Consider the following 18,667-nt stretch of genomic DNA (forward strand, 5'->3'; position numbering starts at 1 on the left):
CTTTAAACTATCTTAATTACGCATGACAGCAAACCACAACCTATGGATGGAATATCGTCTTGACCCCGGCATCCATTTTGGTATCTTGACTTGCGTTCAATCACTGAAGACGCCTTGCACCGAACCGGGCGCCGCCGTCACCGTCGGCTTTCTCCGGCGTCCATTCCGGATCGGTGGCGCATCGGCCCCAGGAAACCGGTTGTCGCCGTCGGTTGCCAACGAAGGAGATAGCATGCCTATGCCGCGTAACGCCTATTATTTGAAGGGCTACACCCTGATCTTTGTGGCCGCTGGTTTGGTTTTTCTGGTGCTGCTGGCCCTGGGGGTGCCCGGTATCGGGAGGTCGTTGCTCAAGGCGGTGCCGGTAAGCACCTTGGCGGTCCTGGTGCTGCGGGAAATGAGCGGCCTGCCGCGCGTCGCCCTGGCGGGTGCCTTGATCGGTTCGGCCTGCGGCGATTTCCTGCTGGATCTGCCCGGGGAGGATTTCTTCGTTTTCGGTTTGGCGGCTTTCCTGACGGGGCATCTGTTTTATACGGGTCTCTTTTTCCGCTACGCCAGCCGACCCGATGGGGCCGGCCTGGCGGTCATCGCCGGCCTGGTGGTGTTTGCCGGGTTCATGATGTGGCTGTTCAGGGGGATCGAGCCCGGACTCTATCCGCCGGTGGTGCTCTACATCGCTGTGATTGTGGCCATGAGCATCGGTGCCTACCTGGTGCCCGCCGGCAGCCGGCTGCTCTTTTGGGGCGCACTGCTGTTCATTTTATCGGATGTGGTGCTGGCGGTGAACAAATTTCTGGTGGCCATTCCCAATGGCCGCCTGGTCAACATCAGTCTCTATTTTCTGGCCCAGTATCTGATTGTCGTCGCCGCCCGTTCCATTTGGGGGCGCCGCGCGGCGGGATGACGGTGGCGGGCGGGCTGCCAAGCGACTGCCTGGATCAAATGAAAGGATGGCGAACCGAAAATGAAAAAAGCAGTCTATTACGGCATTCGGGATGTGCGCGTGGAAGAGGTGCCGGAACCCGAGCCGGCAGCGGGCGAGGTGAAGGTCAAGATCCACTCCTGCGGCATTTGCGGCTCGGATCTGCACGAGTACCTGCACGGTCCTTTTCCCGAGAGCCCCTTCGGGCACGAGGCCTGCGGCACCATCTGCGCCATGGGTCAGGGGGTGGACGGGCTTGCCGTGGGGGATCGGGTTTGCGCGGTCAGCCCGGGTGCCTTTGCCGAGTACCTGGTCTGCCCCGTGGCGCGGCTGATCAAAATACCAGACGACATGACCTGGCAACGGGCTGTGGTGCTGGAGCCCTTTTCGGGTGCGGCCTACGCCATCAGTCGCGGCGGGGTGAAACCCGATGACACGGTGCTTGTGGCCGGCGCGGGCACCGTGGGCCTGATGCTGTTGCAAGGGCTCAAGGCCATGGGGGTGGAAACCGTTTTCATGACCGATGTGCTGGCTGATCGTCGCCGCAAGGCGGAGGTGTTGGGCGCCGCCCGGGTGTGGGACCCGACCCGTGTCAAAAGCGGTGCAAACATCAAGGCGTTGACCGGGGGGCGGGGCGTGGATGTGGCCATCGAAGCGGTGGGCGTGGCGGCAGCGCTCAAAGATTGTCTCTCCTCGGTGCGTTATCAGGGCACGGTGATCGTTCAGGGGATTTTCACCGAAAAGGTGCCCATGCACATGCTCGGCTTCGTCTCCCGCGAGACCACCATGATGGGCACCAATGCCATCGATGTGCCCTTGGCCATGTCGTGGCTGGAGGCCGGAACCATCGCGCCTGAAAACGTCATCACCCACACCATCCCGCTGGAGGGGATCGTTACGTCCGGTTTCGAGACGCTGGCCGCCAGGCAGGAAGGGGTCATCAAGATCGTGGTCGCTTTCTGACGGCGGGTGCAGGGATATCTGAAGTTGGAAATCGAAAGCGGAATCGGGATCGCTATCGAAATATCGTCGAACCGAAGCGCAAAACGGAACCGAATCGATTGCGATCCCGATGCTGCGTTCGCCGGCTGCCAATCTCATTTGGGCATTGTGCATAGCCGCATCTATTTACGCATGAGCCCTAAAAGCGGCCGGGCCCGAAGGGGAAACCGAAAAGCCACCCCAGAAGTGCGTCGAGGGAGGGGTCGGTCCTGCGGGCGCCGCGGATCGGGGCTGGGCCCACGGGGCCGGACGGCCGGGTCGGGATGAGCGGTTCGGGTGTTCCGGGCCGCTGGGCGTAGGTTCGGTATGCCGCCTGTCGTGGGGGTTCCGGTCGCAAGTTGCGCTGTTGGGCCGCCAGCCGATGACGATAGGCTTGGCGCTTGGCGCTGTCGCCCAGCACGGCATAAGCTTCCTGAATTTCGCGAAAAGGTTCGCTGCCGCCGGAAAAGTGGTCCGGGTGGTATGCCTTGGCCAAGCGGCGGTAGGCGGATCGGATCTCCTCCGCGGAGGCGTCGGCGGCTACACCGAGTATGGTGAAATAGCTCTTGCCCATGGTGCGATTATGCCACTGTCCGGATCCTGATTTCAAGTAGTGCTGACAACACAAAAAGCCAATGGATGCATGGGCCGGCTTGGGTTTGAACAATGCCGCCCATGCATCGCTTTTGTTATGTACTTCAACCGGCGTTCACGGTGATTTTGCGCGGTCGCGCCTTTTCCGCCTTGGGAAGGGTCAAGCGCAGCACGCCGTCAGCGAGCTTGGCTTGTATCTTGTCCTGGTCAATGGCTTCCGACAGAGCGAACTGCCGGTGATACTTTCCGATTTCGAATTCGATCAGAACATCCTTTTCGTCGGGGTTTTCCCAAGGTATTACATCCCCCGTGAACGTCAGCACCCCGTCATGCAGATCGATGGTCATTTTATCCGGCGTTACACCCGGCATATCGGCCAGCAGGGTGATCTCGTGGTCGGTCTCGAAAATATCCACGGCCGGGGTGAAGATCAAGCCGGGTCGGGTTTGCTCGGCGGGGGTGGTCATCTCCTGCTTCTCTTTGACTTGCAGCTCTTTGGATTCCGCCATGGTTCATTCCTCCTTTCAATCGGCTTTATTGGACAGTGATCTGCTTGGGCTTGGCCGCTTGCGTTTTGGGTAGGGTGATGGTCAGGACGCCGTTGGACATCTTGGCCTGGATATTGTCCCCATCGGTCTCACCCGGCAAGGCGATGATTTTCGAGAACCGTCCCGCTTTCCGCTCACGGCGGTGATAGCGCACGTCCTCTCCTTCGGTAGGGATCTTGCGCTCACCGGAGATCGCGAGGTTGCGTCCGGTCAATTGAACGTTCAGGTCCTCGGCGGCCATGCCGGGCAGTTCGGCACGGGCATAGTAGTTGTTCGCGTCTTCGGTCAGATTGACCGCCGGGAATACCCCCGACCCCAACGGACGGTATCCGGCTTGACCGAAAACGGCATTGGTCAGCAGGTCCATCTCCCTGCGCATGCGCTCCATCTCCCCGAAGGGATTTCGCCAAAAGCGATTGGGTTGATCGAACAAGCTGCGTGCAATCATGGTGTCCTCCTCCTTTCTGCATGTGTTTGGATTGTGTTTCTTCAGCAGCCAACCCGCAAAACGGGTCACGCTTCGGTTTGGACCGCAATGTGCTTCACCTCCCGGTGCGGCAATGCTATGCTGGCATCCGCCGCCTCTTCTTTCTTGAACCCGTTCCAGGGGATCCATTTGTTGCTATCCATCCTACGCTGCCTCAAGTTTTTTATATTTCGCGGGCCGGGCGAAGCCTCATTCGTCTGCGACGGCCGCAAAGACCGACAGCGCGTCGCAGGTCAACTCCCCGGAGGTTGTCATTCACCCCGGCGGTGTCCGCGGTTCAACTGTTCAGGAAGGGGATCGATGCCCAAAACACCATAGCTTCACCTCCTATTCGCCGCGATGGGCAGCCCAAAAAGGCAAATCTTGGTACCTGGATACATGAGGAAATCGGTTTTGTTGAAAAAGTAATGAGAGGCGCCGTTCTGTCAAGAGGGGGGCAACCCCTGATCGTAAGTTTTTTGGGCGGATCGGGAGGTGCCCATCCCCGCCCCCAGGTTTCGCTGATATTGACAAAGATCGGTGGAGATGATTGATATGGAGCCGATGTGAACCGGCGCTGCGACATGCGGCTGCGTCCCACGGAATGAAAGGTTGGTCCTCTTGAGCGGCATATCCGTCAGAAATCAGATCTACGCACTCATCTTCGACGATATCACGAGCTGGTGCTATCGGAACTGCCTTTCCTACTTCCACCCGGGTGCCACCATACTGGATGTCGGCATCGGTAACGGGATCATGATGAAGCATTTTCACCAGCTGATTCGCGAAAAGGAATTGAGCATTATCGGTATCGACATCAACAAGACCTACTTGAATCAGTGTAACGGTTACATCGAATGCTTCAATCTGGAAGATCATATCCAGATTCAGAATGCCCCCATCGAACAATATGAGCCACCGGCGCGGCCCTATTTCGACTACATTCTGTTCAGCATGAGTTTCATGCTTTTCGAAGATCAACGGTTGGTGCTCGACCGCATTAAAAATTGGCTCAAACCGCAAGGGCAATTGGTCTTTTTCCAGACCTTGTTCAAAGAGAAGCTGCGATTGATCGAATTCATCAAGCCCAAGCTCAACTACCTGACCACCATCGATTTCGGCCGCATCACCTACGAAGATGCGTTTTACAATCTGTTGCAGGAAAAAGGGGTCACGGTGGTCAAGGACAGGCTGATCAAAAAAGAGTGGTTCAAGGGCGAGTACCGCATGATCGTGGCCAACCCCGAGAACGGTACCGGTCCAAAGAAGTCGCCCCCCCCATCCGCCACCGGTTGAAATTCGCCGGCGGCGACGGCCCAGCCATTTCCCTGAAAAAGGCTTGACATCCCGCCAGCCCCCATTGTACGTGCACCGTCAGTGCAAGTGGCCCATGGGCCTTCAAAGGGAAGACGGTGCGAAGCCGTCGCGGTCCCGCCGCCGTAACCGGGGACAAACGCCGCAACAACGCCACTGTCCGAGAGGATGGGAAGGCGCGGCAAGTAGAACGATCCGGAAGCCGGAAGACCTGCTGGCACACTCAACAACAGCTCCGCCCCTCGTGGAAAGGGGGTCGGCCAAGCGACAAAGGGATAAAAAACGGTATCCCCGAGCCTTGATAAAAAGGCTCGGGGATTTTTTTGGCCTAACACAATTAGGGGACGTTCATGAAAATATGAATTTATGAGATGAGATCCAATTATTTTCATATTTTCATGAACGTCCCCTATTGGGGTGGTGGTGATGGGTTTTGCGCATGGTGGGTATGTCAGGGCGTTGGCGGCGGCGGCCGGGTGCGCTGTGGAGGAGCTGCTGGATTTCAGCGCCAATATGAACCCATTGGGTCCCCCGGAGGGGTTGCGGGGGGTGGTGGCCGCTCATTTGGGGGAGGTGGTGCACTATCCCGATCCTTTGTGCCAGGCGTTGCGCGAGTCCGTCGCGGGGCGGTTCGGGATCGGGCCGGACGAGGTGGTGCCGGGCAATGGTTCGACGGAATTGATTTACGCTTTGCCGCGGGCCCTGGGGGTGCGCCGGGCTGTTTTGCCGGTGCCGGGCTACATCGATTACGGGGTTGCCGCCGAAAGGGCCGGGGTGGTGGTGGAGACGGTGCCATTGGCGGCGGACCGGGGCTTTGCCATGGATTGGGATGCCTTGGCGGATCGGTTGCGGGGCGATGAGATGGTGGTGATCGGCCGGCCCTCCAATCCAGCGGGCGTTCTGTGTGATGGGGCGGAATTGGTGGCCCTGGCTGACCGTTTCCCGGACACCTGGTTTGTGGTGGACGAGGCGTTCGTCGACTTCGCGGGTGACGACCCATCCCTGATCCGCTGTGGCCGGCCCAATGTGGTGGTGTTGCGCTCCATGACCAAGTTCTATGCGATTCCCGGCATCCGGTTGGGCTACGCTGTGGCAGCCGAAGCGGTGGCGCGACGTTTGAACGAGCAGTTGCCGCCCTGGTCGGTGGGTTCCCTGGCCCAAGCGGTCGGCGCGGCGTTGGTGACGGAAACGGATTATGCCGCGCGCAGCCGCGCGGCGGTCGCCCGGCTGCGGGCGGCACTGCAGGTAGGGTTGGCGGCGTTGCCGGGTTTGCGGCCGCTGCCGTCGGCGGCCAACTACCTGCTGGTGCGCATGGCGCGCGGCGGCATGGATGCCCGCGATCTGGCAAAGGCACTGCTGCAGCGGCGTCTCGCCATTCGTGTGTGTGACAACTATGCGGGTTTGGACCGTTACTATTTCCGGGTGGCGGTTCGTACCGATGCGGAGAACGAAAGGTTGCTGGCGCTGCTGTCCGAGGTGCTCGGCCCGGCGGAGCGGCCCGTCCCGGTTCGGCGCCGGGTGCGTCCCGCACCGGCGGTGATGTTTCAGGGGGTTTCCTCCAATGCGGGCAAGAGCGTGCTCACCGCTGCCTTTTGCCGCATTCTGCTGCAAGATGGCTACCGGGTGACGCCGTTCAAGGCCCAGAACATGTCGTTGAACTCTTTTGTGACCCGGGATGGCGGCGAAATGGGACGTGCCCAGGTGGTGCAGGCCCAAGCCTGCCGCCTGGACCCCGATGTTCGCATGAACCCGGTGCTGCTCAAGCCCAACTCAGCCACGGGCGCCCAGGTGATCGTCATGGGCCGCCCGGTGGGCAACATGGATGTGGGGCGCTACATCGACTACAAGCCCCAAGCCTTTACGGCGGTGCGGGAGGCCTACGATGCCCTGGCCGCCGAGAGCGACGTGATGGTGCTGGAAGGGGCCGGCAGCCCAGCCGAGGTGAACCTCAAGCACCACGACATCGTCAACATGGCCATGGCCCGGCATGCGCAAGCACCGGTGCTGCTGGTGGGCGATATCGATCGGGGGGGCGTGTTCGCCGCCTTCGTGGGCACCATGGAGCTGCTCAGCGAGGCGGAGCGGCGCATGACCGCCGGATTCGTGATCAACCGTTTCCGGGGCCAACAGGCGCTGTTGGGGGACGCCATGGACCGCACCGCCCGCCACACCGGCTTGCCCACCTTCGGGGTGGTGCCTTACATCCCCGACCTGGGGCTGCCGGAGGAGGATTCGGTCAGTTTCAAATGCGGGGCGCAAGATCCAGCTGATCGGCGGGACGTGGATGGGGTGACCATTGCCGTGGTGGATTTGCCCCACATTTCCAACTTCACCGACATCGATTCCCTGCGCATCGAGCCGGACGTGCAGCTGCGCATCGTGCGCAGCGCAGCCGATTTGGCGGCTGCCGACGCGGTGATTCTGCCGGGCAGCAAGAATGTGCCGGGCGATCTGCGCCACCTGCAGGACAACGGAATGGCGGGGCGCTTGCTGGAACTGGTCCGGGCGGGCGACACGACCCTTGTGGGCATCTGCGGCGGTTTGCAGATGCTGGGCCGCACCATCGGCGATCCCTTTGCCTTGGAATCGTCCGGCGGCCCGGCGCCGATTCAGGGGTTGGGGCTGCTGCCGGTCGATACCGTATTGGCGTCGGAAAAGACCTTGCGTCTCGTTCGGGCCCGCCATGTGGCTTCCGGGTTGTCCCTTCAGGGCTACGAGATCCATCACGGTCAGACCGTGGGCGACGGCGCGGCGCCGGCCGTGGTGCGGGAGGACGGCGCCGCGGTGGGCTTCGACGGCTTCGGCGGCCGCATTTTCGGTACCTATCTGCACGGGCTGTTCGACAATGACGGATTCCGCCGTTGGTTCATCGACGACCTGCGCCAACACCGCGGTCTGGTACCGCTGGGCAAGGTGCAGGCCCACTACGATATCGAACCGGCCCTGGATCGGCTGGCCGCCATTGTGCGCGCCAACCTTGACGTGGCCGCGATTTACCGATGCATGGGGCTGCAATAGATGATCGATCCGCTGCTGCAGATTTGGTTGGCCTTGGCCCTGGACGGCTGCCTGGGCGATGCCCGCCGGTGGCCCCACCCGGTGCGCTTCATCGGCCGAACCGCTCTGGCGCTGGAAGGGCCGGCACGGCGCTGGATCCCATCGCCGCGCTTGGCCGGGGCGGTGGTGGCTTTTCTGGTGGTGGCGGGGACCATGGCCCTCACTGGTCTATTACTGCTTGTGGCCCGGCGCCTTTCACCCCTGGCCGGCGATTTGTTTTCGATCCTGCTGTTCTATTTCGCTTTTGCGGCCCGCGACCTGGCCGACCACGCCCTGGCCGTGGCGCGCCCATTGATGGCGGGTGATACAATCACCGCCCGGCAGCGGGTGGCATGGCTGGTGGGCCGCGACACCGATGCGCTGGATGCGGCCGGCGTCAGCCGCGCCACGGTGGAGAGCGTGGCCGAGAACACGGTGGATGGCGTGCTGGCCCCCCTTTTCTTCGCTTTCTGTTTCGGCCCCGTGGGGGCTTGGGGATATAAGGCGGCCAGCACCCTGGATTCCACCTTCGGTTATCGAAACGCGCGCTACCGTCTGTTCGGTTGGGCCTCGGCCCGTCTGGATGACGCGGCCAACTTTCTGCCCGCCCGCCTGGGCCTGTTGTGCATCGCCCTGGCCGCCGCCTGCGATGGCGGATCCGCCCGCCGCGTGCTGCACATCGGTCGGCGGGACAGCCGCGCGCATGCCAGTCCCAACGCCGGCTATCCCGAAGCGGCCTTTGCCGCCGCCCTGGGGGTGCAGTTGGGTGGTGCAGTGATGCGCGCGGGGGTCCGCCAGGAGATGCCCGTGATGGGCGATCCGGGGCCGTCGCCGGATCACGGCCACATCGCGGCGGCCGTGGCATTGATGGTCCGCACCACATTGGTGGGGGCTTTGCTGGGCACCGTCGTCACAATCGCCTGGCGGGCGGGAGGTGGATCATGAGCGTCCATGTGCCCCGTCTCCTGGTGGCCGGCGCCCAGAGCGGCAGCGGCAAGACCAGTCTGACCCTGGCGCTGGTGGCGGCCCTGGTGCGACGCGGGCTCAAGGTGCAGACCTTCAAGGTCGGGCCCGATTTCCTCGACCCCACCTACCTGGCCATTGCATCGGGCCGACCCTGTTACAACCTGGATGGTTGGATGTGCGGCCGGGCCTACGTGGCGGCACTGTTCGCCCGCGCCGCCGCCGATGCCGACATCGCCGTGATCGAAGGGGTGATGGGACTGTTCGACGGCGCCCGTCCCGACGGCCCGGACGGCAGTACGGCCCAGATCGCCTGCTGGCTGCGGGCGCCGGTGCTTCTGGCGGTCAATGTCCACGGCATGGCGCGCAGCATCGCCGCCTTGGTGGCCGGGTATGCGGGGTTCGAAAAAGGGGTGGCCATCGGCGGAGTGATCGCCAATTTTTGCGGTTCCGCGGGGCATGCCGACATTCTGCGGCAAGCCTTGGTCGCGGCTTGCCAACCGGCCTTGCTGGGTGCGCTGCCCCGCAACGGTTTGCCGGAAATCCCGCGCCGGCACTTGGGGCTGGTTTCCGCGGATCCACAAACCAATTGCGACACTGCTCTATTGGACCGTTTTGCCGACGCGGCCGAAGCACACATGGACATGGCGGGCATCATCGCCATGGCCGCCGGTGCGGCGCCCCTGACCCCGGCCACCGACCCTTTTCACCGAACGGTGTCCGATGCCCATCCATGCCTGGCGGTGGCGCGGGATGCGGCCTTTCACTTTTACTACCCCGACCTGTTGGAAATTCTCGAATCGCGCGGTTGCGCCATTCGTTACTTCTCACCGTTGCTGGACCATCAGGTGCCCGTCGATGCCGATGCCCTATACATCGGCGGCGGTTATCCCGAACTGTACGCCGACCAATTGGCCGCCAACGGCGCCATGCTCGAAAGCATACGCGCCTTTGCCGGTGCCGGGCGACCGGTCTATGCCGAGTGCGGCGGACTGATCTATCTGTCCCGCTCCCTCGAAACCCTGGACGGCCGCCGGCATCGCCTGGCGGCCGTGTTACCGGCCGACACCCGCATGCGCCGGCGCAAGCGGCACCTCGGCTACGTTAACGTCACCCTGCGCCGGGACACCCTTTGGGGCAAGGCCGGCGACACCCTGCGCGGCCACGCCTTTCACTACTCCGAACTGCTCAACGATCCGGCCGAAGCGCCCGGTTGGCATCACGCCTATCATCTGACCGGTCGCAGCAACCCGTCCGGCTGGCTGGAAGGCTATGGGAGGGGGAATGTGTTGGCCAGTTATGTGCATTTGCATTGGGGGGGAAGTGATGGGGTGGTGGAGAGGTTTGTAGATAGTTTAAAGTTTAAAGTATAAAGTTTAAAGCAATGAATTCTATCATTTATATGTGGTGTGGGGGGAGATGATGATGTTGAAGGGCGACTTGCCATAAGTGTCAGGTAGCAGGGGAGTAAAGGAGTGGCGTGGTGATAATATCCTGCGCAGCCAACAAGCGGTGTGGTTATCCATAAGGGACAGGGTTGTAGTGGATATCGGAGATGCGCAATACTGCCATGAAGCCCACTGTTTCAGCATTGGAAGACATATCCAACGGTATTTCATGGCACCAAAGGCAGGAGAATGAGACTTTGGCACCTTTCATCGCGTGAGCGTCATGGACCCACACACAACATATTCATCCACCCTCTAATCGGCAGAATACCTTAACTTTACACTTAAAACTTTAAACTTAAAACTTTAAACTCAATAAAGGAACTCCCATGCCCCCCAAACCCTTGATCCACAATCTTCTGTTTCACCCTATCGATGGCCCAACCATAGAACAGCACTCCTTTGATGCCATCGACCGTGAGGCGCCGGCGCATGATTTTACTGCTGCACAGTGGCCGGTGGTGCGGCGCATGATTCACACCACGGCCGATTTCGGGTTGATCGAGGCGGTGCGGTTTTCCGACGATGCCGTCACGGCCGGTTGCAAGGCCCTTGGCGAGGGGCGGCCGATCTATACCGATGCGCAGATGATCCGTTCCGGTATTTCCACGGTGCGTCTGCGGGCCGTTAATCAGGGATACGATCGGACCCGGATTCACTGTCATGTCGCCGATCCGGACGTGGCCGCGGCGGCGCGGGAGAGCGGTCTGCCGCGGGCCGTGGCCGCCATCCGCAAAGCGCGCGGGATGCTGGACGGGGCCATCGTGGCCGTGGGCAATTCGCCCACGGCATTGCTGGAGCTAAACCGCATGATCATCGAGGAGGGGGTGCGGCCGGCCCTGGTGATCGGCATGCCGGTGGGATTCGTGCATGTGGTGGAGAGCAAGGAGGAGTTGATGGGGCTGGACCTGCCCTGGATCGTGGTCCGTGGCCGGCGGGGGGGCAGCCCCCTGGCGGTGAGTGTGATCCATGCGTTGTGCGTCCTGGCGGAGGCGGAGCGGACCGAAGCGGCCTGCGATGCGGCTGCGGCGGCGGACGATTTCGATGCCGTGATTCTTTTGGGCCACGGCAGCCGCGTGCCGGATGCGGGTCAGTCCATGCAGCGGGTGGCGGCGGCACTGCAAGAAGCCGGACGTTACCCCCGGGTGGCCTGCTGCAACATGTCGCGCTTGGGTCCCCATTTCGAGGAAACCTTCACGGCCATGGTGCGGCAGGGGGCGCGGCAGGTGCTGGTGCTGCCCTATTTCCTGCACGATGGACTGCACATTCGTCTGGATATTCCGGCCATGATGCAGGCGGCAGCAGCGCAGCATCCCGATGTCGGGCTGGTGTTCGGCCCCAACCTGGGTTTCGACCCGTTGCTGGTGGAGTTGGTCGAACGGCGCATCGCCCAGTCCCGGGGATTGGCGGATGTGCGGCAGTTGCGACTGCCGGAGGAGGACGATTATCCAGTGCCGCCCGGACAGTGCGCCTTCGTGGCCATGCCGCCGGAAGAGGCGCAGCGGTGGAAGTCAAAGCAGTCTTAAATGGTTGGACAAGGTGTGCCTTGGTGGGGTGCGCTGTTGCGCCGCTTGGCGTTTGTCGGAAAAGGAGGACTTGGTATGCGAAGTGTTGTCAGGAAGCCTTGGCCGTCAATGACGGTGATGCTGCCGGCGGCGGGGTGGCTTGCGCCGGGTCGGGCCCATGCCATGCACATCGCCGAGGGTATTCTACCGGCGGGGGGAGGGACGACGGGGCACAATGGCTGAGCATCGCTGGGGATACACGACCGGCGCCTGTGCCGCCGCCGCCGCCAAGGCGGCTTTGCAGGTGCTTTGCGGGATCGCCGAACCGCCGCCTGTTGTGTGCCTGACTTTTCCCGGCGGCCGCCGGCACACCTTGCCCCTGGCCTTTGTGCGGGCCACCGCCGGGGGGGCGGAGGCCGGGGTGGTCAAGGACGCGGGGGACGATCCCGATGTGACCCACGGCGCCTTGGTAACCGCCCACGTGTGCTGGACCAATGGCGCAGAGATGGTGTTTCGTGCCGGCGAGGGAGTGGGTACGGTGACCAAGCCGGGTTTGTCCATCGCGCCGGGCGAGCCGGCCATCAACTCCGGCCCCCGCCGCATGATCCGCCGCGCACTGGCGGAGGTGAGCGACCGGCCGGTGCAGGTCACCATCGGCATTGCCGGCGGTCGCCAACTGGCTGCCAAGACCTTCAATCCCCGTCTGGGGATTGAGAACGGCCTGTCGGTGCTGGGCACCACCGGCCGGGTGCGCCCCTTCAGCTGCGCCGCGCTGCGCTCCGCTTTAGTGTGCACCCTGGATGTGGCATGGGCTTGCGGGGTGCGTGCCCCGGTGCTGGTGCCGGGTCATATCGGTGAACAGGCGGCCCGTTGCCATTTGCAAACCACCCCCGAACAGGTCCTCGAGGTGGGCAACGAATGGGGATTTGTGCTTGGGCGTCTGGTGCGCTACCCCTTCGAGCGCTTGCTGTTATTCGGCCATCCGGGCAAGTTGGCCAAGTTGGCCGACGGCCAGTGGGACACCCACTCCGCCCGTTCCACCAGCCCGGTGGCGGCGGTGCGGCGTATCGCGCAACCGTTGCTGGCGGCGCCGCTGCCCGACAGCCCCACCACCGAAGGCGTCTTCGGCGCTCTGGCGCCGCATGAACGCCGCCGGGCGGCCGAGGCGGTGGCCGCCGCCGTGGCTGCGGCCGTGGCGGAGAAGATCGGCGCCCGGTGGCCGGTGGCGGTGGTGTTGGTGGATATGAAGGGCGGGTTGTTGGGGGCGGTCGGTCAGTGGCAAAGATGGCGTCCGCGGCAATCGCCGAAGGCCGCGGAGGGTGCTTGAGCCCGCTTCCAGTCTTACTTGGGCTTTGCGCATAACCGCATTTTATTTTAATCTTGCTGCTTGTAAGGTCGGGCGGGAGAAGCGATGTGGATATGATACCTGATGCCGATCCATTGCCGATTGCCATCGTCGGCTGCGGGCCGGGTGCCCCTGAATATTTGACCGCGGCGGGACAGGACGCCATCCGGTCGGCCGCGGTGCTGGTCGGCAGCGCGCAGTTGCTGGCGCTGCACGCGGCGGCGGGCCAGGCGCGGGTGGTGTTCGGCAGCGATGTCGCCGAAACATTGGCGCAGATCGAGCGCCACCGGCGGCGGCACGCCGTGGCGGTGTTGGTCAGCGGCGATCCGGGGCTGTGCAGCCTGGCGCGGCCGGTGCTGCGGCGGTTCGGCCGGGCGTCCTGCCGGGTGATACCCGGGGTGAGCGCGGTGCAGGCTGCTTTCGCCGCCGTGGGGGTGGACTGGCTGGATGCAGCCATTGTCGACGCCCATCACGCCTTGCCGGAGGCGGACATCGAGGCCCTGTCTGATCGGCAAAAGATTGCCGTGCTGGGGGGCCACCGGGAGGCCCTGGCGTGGATCGTGCGTTTGGGCGCCCGGCTGGGAGATGCCTACACGCCGGTGGTGTGCGAAGATCTGACCTTGCCGGGCGAGCGTGTTCGCATTCTCGCGCCGGGCAGCAGTGTGCAAGGGCCGCTGGCCTCCCGTACCATTGTGCTTTTTTTAGGAAAGGAACTGCTTACATGACCCTCGGAACCTTATACGGCATCGGCATCGGTCCGGGCGACCCGGATCTGATCACCGTCAAGGGCGCCCGGCTGCTGGGCCGCTGCCGCCACCTTTTTGTGCCCAAGGCCCGGCAGGCCGCCGACAGCGTTGCCCTGGGCATCGTGCGCAAGCATTTGTCGCCGGACACCGTGATTCACGCGGTGCTTTTTCCCATGGTCACCGACCCGACCGAATTGGAAAGCCGCTGGCGCGAATCGGCACGGCAGGTGGCGGCGGTGCTCGAACAGGGCGAAGACGCCTGTTTCGTCACCTTGGGCGACGCTTTTCTCTACTCCACCTACATCTACCTGGTGCGTACCTTGCGGCAGGTGCTGCCCGGCGCCGTTGTCGTCACCGTGCCGGGTATCACCGCCTTCAGTGCCGTGGCCGCGGCCACCGAATTTCCGGTGGGGGAGGGCAAGATGCCGGTGACCATCGTGCCCACGGCCGACGATCTCAGCGCCGTGGACAGGGCCCTGGCCGGGCCGGGGACCGTGATACTGATGAAAATCGGCAAGCGGCTGGACGCCGTGCTGGATCTGCTCGAACGGCACGAGGCCCTGGACGCCGGGGTCTTCGTGGCCCATGCGGGCATGGCCGACGAAGTGGTATCCACCGATCTGCGCGCATTGCGGGGGCGGGGCGAGGGGTTCGGCTATCTGTCCACCATCCTGGTGAGCCCGCAACGGGGAGGGGTGTCATGAAAGTCTATTTTGTCGGCGCGGGGCCGGGAGATCCCGATCTGTTGACCCGCAAGGCCGAGCGGCTGCTGCGCCGGGCCCAGGTGTGCATCTACGCCGGCTCCCTGGTCAGTCCGATGGTGTTGGCGCTGTTGCCGGCGGCGGCCCGGTCTTATAATTCCGCCGGTCTCACCCTGGAGGAGACCATCGCCATCATGTTGCAGGCCAGGGACGCGGATCAGGACGTGGTGCGGTTGCACACCGGCGATCCCTCCCTCTACAGCGCCACGGCGGAGCAGATGGCCGCCCTGGAGCGCCACGGCATGGTTTACGAGGTGGTGCCGGGGGTCAGCGCCTTTCAAGCCGCCGCGGCGACCCTGGGCTGGGAACTGACATTGCCCGAAACCACCCAGAGCGTGGTGTTGACCCGCACGCCGGGTCGCACCCCCATGCCCGCCGGTGAAACCCTGGCGCGGTTCGGCCGTTCGGGGGCCACTTTGTGCCTTTACCTGTCGGCCCACACCATCGCGGAGACGGCCGCCACCCTGGCGGCCCACTACGGCCGCGACTGTCCGGCGGCGGTGGTCTATCGCGCCTCATGGCCCGACGAGCGGATCGTGCGGGGCACCCTGGCCGACATCGCCGCCAAAACCCGCGCGGCCGGCATCACCAAGACGGCCTTGATTCTGGTGCGGCCGGCGCCCGTCCAGCCGGCCTGCTCCCGGCTCTACGATGCCGATTTCAGCCACGGCGCGCGCGAGGGGCGGACATCATGATCGCCCTGGTGACCCTTTCGGCGACCGGTGCGGAGTTGGCCGCCACCCTGCACCGGCGAATGGCCGGCAGCGCGCTCTATATTCACAGCGCGGTGGCGCCGGCGCCCGCCGACGCCGAGCGTTTTGAACGTTCCGCCGACCTGCTGGCCCGACTGTTTGCGACGGTCGACGGCATCGTTTTCATCGGCCCCTGCGGGGTTGCGGTGCGGGCCATCGCTCCCTGTCTCCAGGACAAGTACAGCGATCCGGCGGTGGTGGTGCTGGATGTGGGCGCGCGCCACGCCATCAGCCTGCTCAGCGGCCACGAAGGCGGCGCCAACGACCTGGCCCTGACCGTGGCCAATATCCTGGGCGCCGAGCCGGTGGTGACCACCACCACCGAAGCGGAGAAGCGGATCATCGTGGGCGTGGGCTGCCGTCGCGGATGTTCGGCCGAAGCTATCGCGGCGGCGGTGCGGGTGGGGTTGGCCCGGGCCGGCACGGATCTGACCCAGGTGCGCTACCTGGCCAGTGCCGACATCAAGGCCGACGAACCCGGCCTGGCGGCCGCGGCCCGCCAACTGAAACTGCCGCTGCGCCTGATCGCCTCCGAAGCGATTCGGAACTGTACTCAGCCGTTCAACGAACAGGCCTTGGTGAAAGAAAAAGTAAACCTGCCCGGCGTCGCCGAACCGGCGGCCCTTCTGGCGGGAAGGAGGACCCGATTAATACTGCCCCGCATCATACACAATCAAGTGACCGTGGCCGTCGCCCGGGAAGAGTAACCGTCGTCGGCATCGGTCCGGGCGGTCCCCTGGACCGCACCCGTCGCGCCGAACAGGTTATCGCCCGCAGCACTGTGGTGGTTGGCTATCACCGCTATCTGGAGCTGATCGCCGATTTGACCGACGGCAAGAAGATCATCGGCTCAGGCATGACCCGCGAGGTGGTCCGCTGCCGGGCCGCCATCGAACGCGCCCTGCAAGGCGAAGAAGTAAGCCTGGTCTCCTCCGGCGATCCGGGGGTGTACGGCATGGCCGGCCTGACCATCGAGCTGGCCGCCGAGATCGCGCCGGAGCTGAGCATCGAATTCGTGCCCGGCGTGTCCGCCGCCAATGCCGCCGCGGGCCGCCTGGGCGCCCCCCTGATGCTCGACTACGCCGTCATCAGCCTCAGTGATCTGTTGGTGCCCTGGGAGATGATCCAGCGCCGCCTGGAAGCCGTGGCCGCCGCCGATATGGTCACCGCGTTGTACAACCCGCGCTCCAAGAAGCGGGTGCAGCAGCTGGAAACGGCCGTTGCCATCTTCCGGCGGCACCGCCCGGAGAGCACCCCGGTGGGTATCGGCACGGCCGTGGGGACGCCCGACGAAACGATCTGTTTGAGCAACCTGGGCCGCCTGCTTGCCGAGGAGGTCAACATGCGCAGCATCGTGATCGTGGGCAACAGCCAAACCAGAATCGACCGTCAATGGCTGGTGACGCCCCGGGGCTACCGGCTGTGATCCTGTTGTTGGGCGGTACCAGCGAAGCCGTGCCCATCGCCATGGCCCTGGTGGCGCAGGGCCATGCCGTGTTGCTCTCCAGCGCCACCGATGCGCCCCTGCGGGATCCGCTGCCTCCAGGGGTGCGGTGCCGCAGTGGACCGTTGGACAAGGATGGCATGGTGGCTTTGATCCGGCGCCACGCCATCGCTTGCGTGGTGGATGCCACCCATCCCTATGCCGGCAACGCCACCGCCAATGCACGGGATGCCTGTCGGGCCGCCGGCGTGCCTTGTTTGCGCTTCGAACGGCCGGCGGTGGATGTCGACCTGCAAGGGATCGACCTCCGGCACGCCGCCGATCACAGTCGAGCGGCCGTATTGGCCTGCGCGCCGCGCAAGTCGATCCTGCTCACCGTCGGATCGCGCCATGTCCACCTTTACAGCGCCGCGGCCCGGTCCCATGATCTGCCCTTATGGGCAAGGGTATTGGACCACCCCGCCTCCATCGCCGCCTGCCGGGAGGCCGGTTTGCGTCCCGACCGGATCATCACCGGCCGGGGACCGTTCAGCGAACAGCAGACCGGCGATCTGATCCGCCGGCACGGCATCGGCGTGCTGGTCACCAAAGAGAGCGGGGCGGCCGGCGGCCTGACGGCCAAAATCGCCGCCGCCCGCAGCAACCATTGTGTCGTTGTTCTCGTGGATCGGCCACCCGCCGAGCCCGGCGCGGTCCATTCCATTGACGCGTTGCTCAGCAAAACAAAACTTTGAGCAATTCATTGGCGGGCGGCCGTTGCAAGGAATTGCCCGGATTTACGTTTCTTCCATGGCCGGCGTGTATTCGCCTCTGCGCGCGGCGCTGTTGCACTTGGCACGGTGGAAGAATGCGCGTTGGGCGGCTTCGACATTGGCGCTCTCGCCCTGCCAGGCCTTGAGCGTGTGCTCCTGCAGTGCCCGTCCGTAGGAGAAGCTCAACGCCCACGGCTGTTTTCCCAACGCATTGATGGCATTCAGGTTTTCTGTTGCTTGCACCGGAGATTGGCCGCCCGAGAGAAACACGATGCCGGGCACGGCCGCCGGCACCACCTGCCGGAAACAACCCACCGTGGCTTCGGCGATCTCTTCGGCGCCGGCCTGCCGGGGGCAATCCATACCCGAGATCACCATATTGGGTTTCAAGAGCGTGCCCTCCAGGTAGACACAGTGCTCGAACAGGGCTTCATAGAGCCGTTTGAGGGTGGCGGCGGTGGCGTCGCGGCAGCGGCTGATGTCGTGGTCGCCGTTCATCAGCACTTCCGGTTCCACAATGGGCACGATTCCCGCCTCCTGGCACAAAGCGGCATAGCGTGCCAGGGCATGGGCGTTGGCATCCATGCAATAGCGGGTGGGAATGCCCTCGCCGATGGTGATCACGGCCCGCCACTTGGCGAATCGGGCCCCCATTGCCGCATATTCGCCCAGACGTTCGCGCAGGCCGTCCAGCCCTTCAGTGACCTTTTCGCCATCAAAACCAGCCAACGCTTTGGCCCCCTTGTCCACTTTGATGCCGGGCAGGATGTTTTTGCGTTCCAGCAGTTGAGGAAAGGGGGTGCCGTTGTTTGACGTCTGTCGCATGGTCTCGTCGAAAAGGATCACGCCGCTGATGAACGCCTCTACGCCCTCGGTTGTGAACAGCAGATCGCGATAGGCACGCCGGTTCTCCTCGGTCGATGCCACATCGATGGTGTCGAAACGCTTTTTTATGGTCGGCGAACTCTCATCGGCGGCCAGGATACCCTTGCCCGGAGCGACAATGGCGTTGGCAATTTTCGCAAGGCGTTCTTTGTCCATGGAAAGCCTCCTTTTTGAGATTAGAGAAATCGCAAGCGGATCGCATCTT

Annotated in this window: 18 protein-coding genes and 1 riboswitch; of the genes, 14 read left to right on the forward strand and 4 right to left on the reverse strand. The window is 63.6% G+C overall.

All coding sequences use genetic code 11. The annotated features are described in order from the left end of the window. Positions 1-232: 232 nt before the first annotated feature. Together MRX98_RS05035 and MRX98_RS05040 are read left to right on the forward strand one after the other, a co-directional pair. A complete protein-coding gene (locus MRX98_RS05035) occupies positions 233-904 on the forward strand; it encodes a lysoplasmalogenase (RefSeq protein ID WP_246903610.1) in 672 nt (223 codons plus the stop codon). 60 nt (positions 905-964) lie between these two features. Further along, positions 965-1,885: a zinc-dependent alcohol dehydrogenase gene (locus tag MRX98_RS05040; RefSeq protein WP_246903613.1), complete on the forward strand. Its 921-nt coding sequence runs from the start codon at positions 965-967 to the stop codon at positions 1,883-1,885. Between the two features lie 178 nt (positions 1,886-2,063). On the opposite strand, the gene MRX98_RS05045 is transcribed toward MRX98_RS05040, so the two are convergent. The 3 genes from MRX98_RS05045 to MRX98_RS05055 form a co-directional block, all read right to left on the reverse strand. Further along, positions 2,064-2,477 carry a J domain-containing protein gene (locus tag MRX98_RS05045; protein ID WP_246903615.1) on the reverse strand — a complete coding sequence of 138 codons (414 nt, stop codon included), beginning with the start codon at positions 2,475-2,477 and terminating at the stop codon, positions 2,064-2,066. Between the two features lie 124 nt (positions 2,478-2,601). Next, a complete protein-coding gene (locus MRX98_RS05050) occupies positions 2,602-3,006 on the reverse strand; it encodes an Hsp20/alpha crystallin family protein (protein WP_246903617.1) in 405 nt (134 codons plus the stop codon). A 25-nt stretch (positions 3,007-3,031) separates the two neighbouring features. Further along, the gene (locus tag MRX98_RS05055; protein ID WP_246903621.1) at positions 3,032-3,493 is read right to left on the reverse strand and encodes an Hsp20/alpha crystallin family protein; all 462 of its coding nucleotides are present in this window, start codon (positions 3,491-3,493) and stop codon (positions 3,032-3,034) included. 639 nt (positions 3,494-4,132) lie between these two features. Between MRX98_RS05055 and MRX98_RS05060 the strand changes: the two genes are divergently transcribed. From MRX98_RS05060 to cobK, 12 genes are all read left to right on the forward strand, one after another. Continuing rightward, positions 4,133-4,807, forward strand: coding sequence for a class I SAM-dependent methyltransferase (locus tag MRX98_RS05060; RefSeq protein WP_246903623.1), 675 nt, complete (start codon positions 4,133-4,135; stop codon positions 4,805-4,807). Positions 4,808-4,875: 68 nt separating this feature from the next. Next, a riboswitch (cobalamin riboswitch) is annotated at positions 4,876-5,058 on the forward strand. Between the two features lie 193 nt (positions 5,059-5,251). After that, a complete protein-coding gene (locus MRX98_RS05065; RefSeq protein ID WP_246903625.1) occupies positions 5,252-7,843 on the forward strand; it encodes a cobyric acid synthase in 2,592 nt (863 codons plus the stop codon). Beyond that, positions 7,844-8,806: an adenosylcobinamide-phosphate synthase CbiB gene (gene cbiB / locus MRX98_RS05070; protein ID WP_246903627.1), complete on the forward strand. Its 963-nt coding sequence runs from the start codon at positions 7,844-7,846 to the stop codon at positions 8,804-8,806. Then, positions 8,803-10,197 carry a cobyrinic acid a,c-diamide synthase CobB gene (locus MRX98_RS05075; protein WP_246903631.1) on the forward strand — a complete coding sequence of 465 codons (1,395 nt, stop codon included), beginning with the start codon at positions 8,803-8,805 and terminating at the stop codon, positions 10,195-10,197. The genes cbiB and MRX98_RS05075 overlap by 4 nt, the downstream gene beginning before the upstream one ends. Before the next feature lie 404 nt (positions 10,198-10,601). After that, positions 10,602-11,798: a precorrin-8X methylmutase gene (locus MRX98_RS05080; protein WP_246903632.1), complete on the forward strand. Its 1,197-nt coding sequence runs from the start codon at positions 10,602-10,604 to the stop codon at positions 11,796-11,798. 214 nt (positions 11,799-12,012) lie between these two features. Further along, positions 12,013-13,104, forward strand: a complete 1,092-nt coding sequence (cbiD, locus tag MRX98_RS05085) for a cobalt-precorrin-5B (C(1))-methyltransferase CbiD (RefSeq protein ID WP_246903633.1) — start codon at positions 12,013-12,015, stop codon at positions 13,102-13,104. 92 nt (positions 13,105-13,196) lie between these two features. After that, positions 13,197-13,847: a precorrin-6y C5,15-methyltransferase (decarboxylating) subunit CbiE gene (cbiE, locus tag MRX98_RS05090; protein WP_246903932.1), complete on the forward strand. Its 651-nt coding sequence runs from the start codon at positions 13,197-13,199 to the stop codon at positions 13,845-13,847. Next, positions 13,844-14,572 carry a precorrin-2 C(20)-methyltransferase gene (cobI, locus tag MRX98_RS05095; protein ID WP_246903635.1) on the forward strand — a complete coding sequence of 243 codons (729 nt, stop codon included), beginning with the start codon at positions 13,844-13,846 and terminating at the stop codon, positions 14,570-14,572. Before cbiE ends, cobI begins: the two co-directional genes overlap by 4 nt. After that, positions 14,569-15,324: a precorrin-4 C(11)-methyltransferase gene (gene cobM, locus MRX98_RS05100; RefSeq protein WP_246903636.1), complete on the forward strand. Its 756-nt coding sequence runs from the start codon at positions 14,569-14,571 to the stop codon at positions 15,322-15,324. The genes cobI and cobM overlap by 4 nt, the downstream gene beginning before the upstream one ends. Next, positions 15,321-16,088 (forward strand): cobalamin biosynthesis protein, encoded by a 768-nt coding sequence (locus MRX98_RS05105; protein WP_246903637.1) that lies wholly within the window; start codon positions 15,321-15,323, stop codon positions 16,086-16,088. The genes cobM and MRX98_RS05105 overlap by 4 nt, the downstream gene beginning before the upstream one ends. Positions 16,089-16,117: 29 nt before the next feature. Further along, the gene (cobJ, locus tag MRX98_RS05110; protein WP_246903934.1) at positions 16,118-16,807 is read left to right on the forward strand and encodes a precorrin-3B C(17)-methyltransferase; all 690 of its coding nucleotides are present in this window, start codon (positions 16,118-16,120) and stop codon (positions 16,805-16,807) included. Next, complete coding sequence (gene cobK / locus MRX98_RS05115) at positions 16,774-17,559, forward strand: precorrin-6A reductase (RefSeq protein WP_246903638.1); 786 nt, start codon at positions 16,774-16,776, stop codon at positions 17,557-17,559. The genes cobJ and cobK overlap by 34 nt, the downstream gene beginning before the upstream one ends. Before the next feature lie 42 nt (positions 17,560-17,601). On the opposite strand, the gene MRX98_RS05120 is transcribed toward cobK, so the two are convergent. Beyond that, complete coding sequence (locus tag MRX98_RS05120) at positions 17,602-18,618, reverse strand: class I fructose-bisphosphate aldolase (RefSeq protein WP_246903639.1); 1,017 nt, start codon at positions 18,616-18,618, stop codon at positions 17,602-17,604. Positions 18,619-18,667: the final 49 nt, after the last annotated feature.

The sequence above is a fragment of the Desulfatitalea alkaliphila genome, assembly GCF_022968795.1.
GTDB classification, from domain to species: domain Bacteria; phylum Desulfobacterota; class Desulfobacteria; order Desulfobacterales; family Desulfosarcinaceae; genus Desulfatitalea; species Desulfatitalea alkaliphila.

Coding starts and splice junctions, on each gene's coding strand:
- cobM (WP_246903636.1), top strand. CDS start 14,569: ATGAAAGTCTATTTTGTCGGCGCGGGGCCGGGAGATCCCGATCTGTTG.
- MRX98_RS05040 (WP_246903613.1), top strand. CDS start 965: ATGAAAAAAGCAGTCTATTACGGCATTCGGGATGTGCGCGTGGAAGAG.
- MRX98_RS05045 (WP_246903615.1), bottom strand. CDS start 2,477: ATGGGCAAGAGCTATTTCACCATACTCGGTGTAGCCGCCGACGCCTCC.
- MRX98_RS05105 (WP_246903637.1), top strand. CDS start 15,321: ATGATCGCCCTGGTGACCCTTTCGGCGACCGGTGCGGAGTTGGCCGCC.
- MRX98_RS05120 (WP_246903639.1), bottom strand. CDS start 18,618: ATGGACAAAGAACGCCTTGCGAAAATTGCCAACGCCATTGTCGCTCCG.
- MRX98_RS05055 (WP_246903621.1), bottom strand. CDS start 3,493: ATGATTGCACGCAGCTTGTTCGATCAACCCAATCGCTTTTGGCGAAAT.
- MRX98_RS05035 (WP_246903610.1), top strand. CDS start 233: ATGCCTATGCCGCGTAACGCCTATTATTTGAAGGGCTACACCCTGATC.
- cobI (WP_246903635.1), top strand. CDS start 13,844: ATGACCCTCGGAACCTTATACGGCATCGGCATCGGTCCGGGCGACCCG.
- cbiE (WP_246903932.1), top strand. CDS start 13,197: ATGATACCTGATGCCGATCCATTGCCGATTGCCATCGTCGGCTGCGGG.
- MRX98_RS05050 (WP_246903617.1), bottom strand. CDS start 3,006: ATGGCGGAATCCAAAGAGCTGCAAGTCAAAGAGAAGCAGGAGATGACC.
- cbiB (WP_246903627.1), top strand. CDS start 7,844: ATGATCGATCCGCTGCTGCAGATTTGGTTGGCCTTGGCCCTGGACGGC.
- MRX98_RS05080 (WP_246903632.1), top strand. CDS start 10,602: ATGCCCCCCAAACCCTTGATCCACAATCTTCTGTTTCACCCTATCGAT.
- MRX98_RS05065 (WP_246903625.1), top strand. CDS start 5,252: ATGGGTTTTGCGCATGGTGGGTATGTCAGGGCGTTGGCGGCGGCGGCC.
- cbiD (WP_246903633.1), top strand. CDS start 12,013: ATGGCTGAGCATCGCTGGGGATACACGACCGGCGCCTGTGCCGCCGCC.
- cobK (WP_246903638.1), top strand. CDS start 16,774: ATGGCTGGTGACGCCCCGGGGCTACCGGCTGTGATCCTGTTGTTGGGC.
- MRX98_RS05075 (WP_246903631.1), top strand. CDS start 8,803: ATGAGCGTCCATGTGCCCCGTCTCCTGGTGGCCGGCGCCCAGAGCGGC.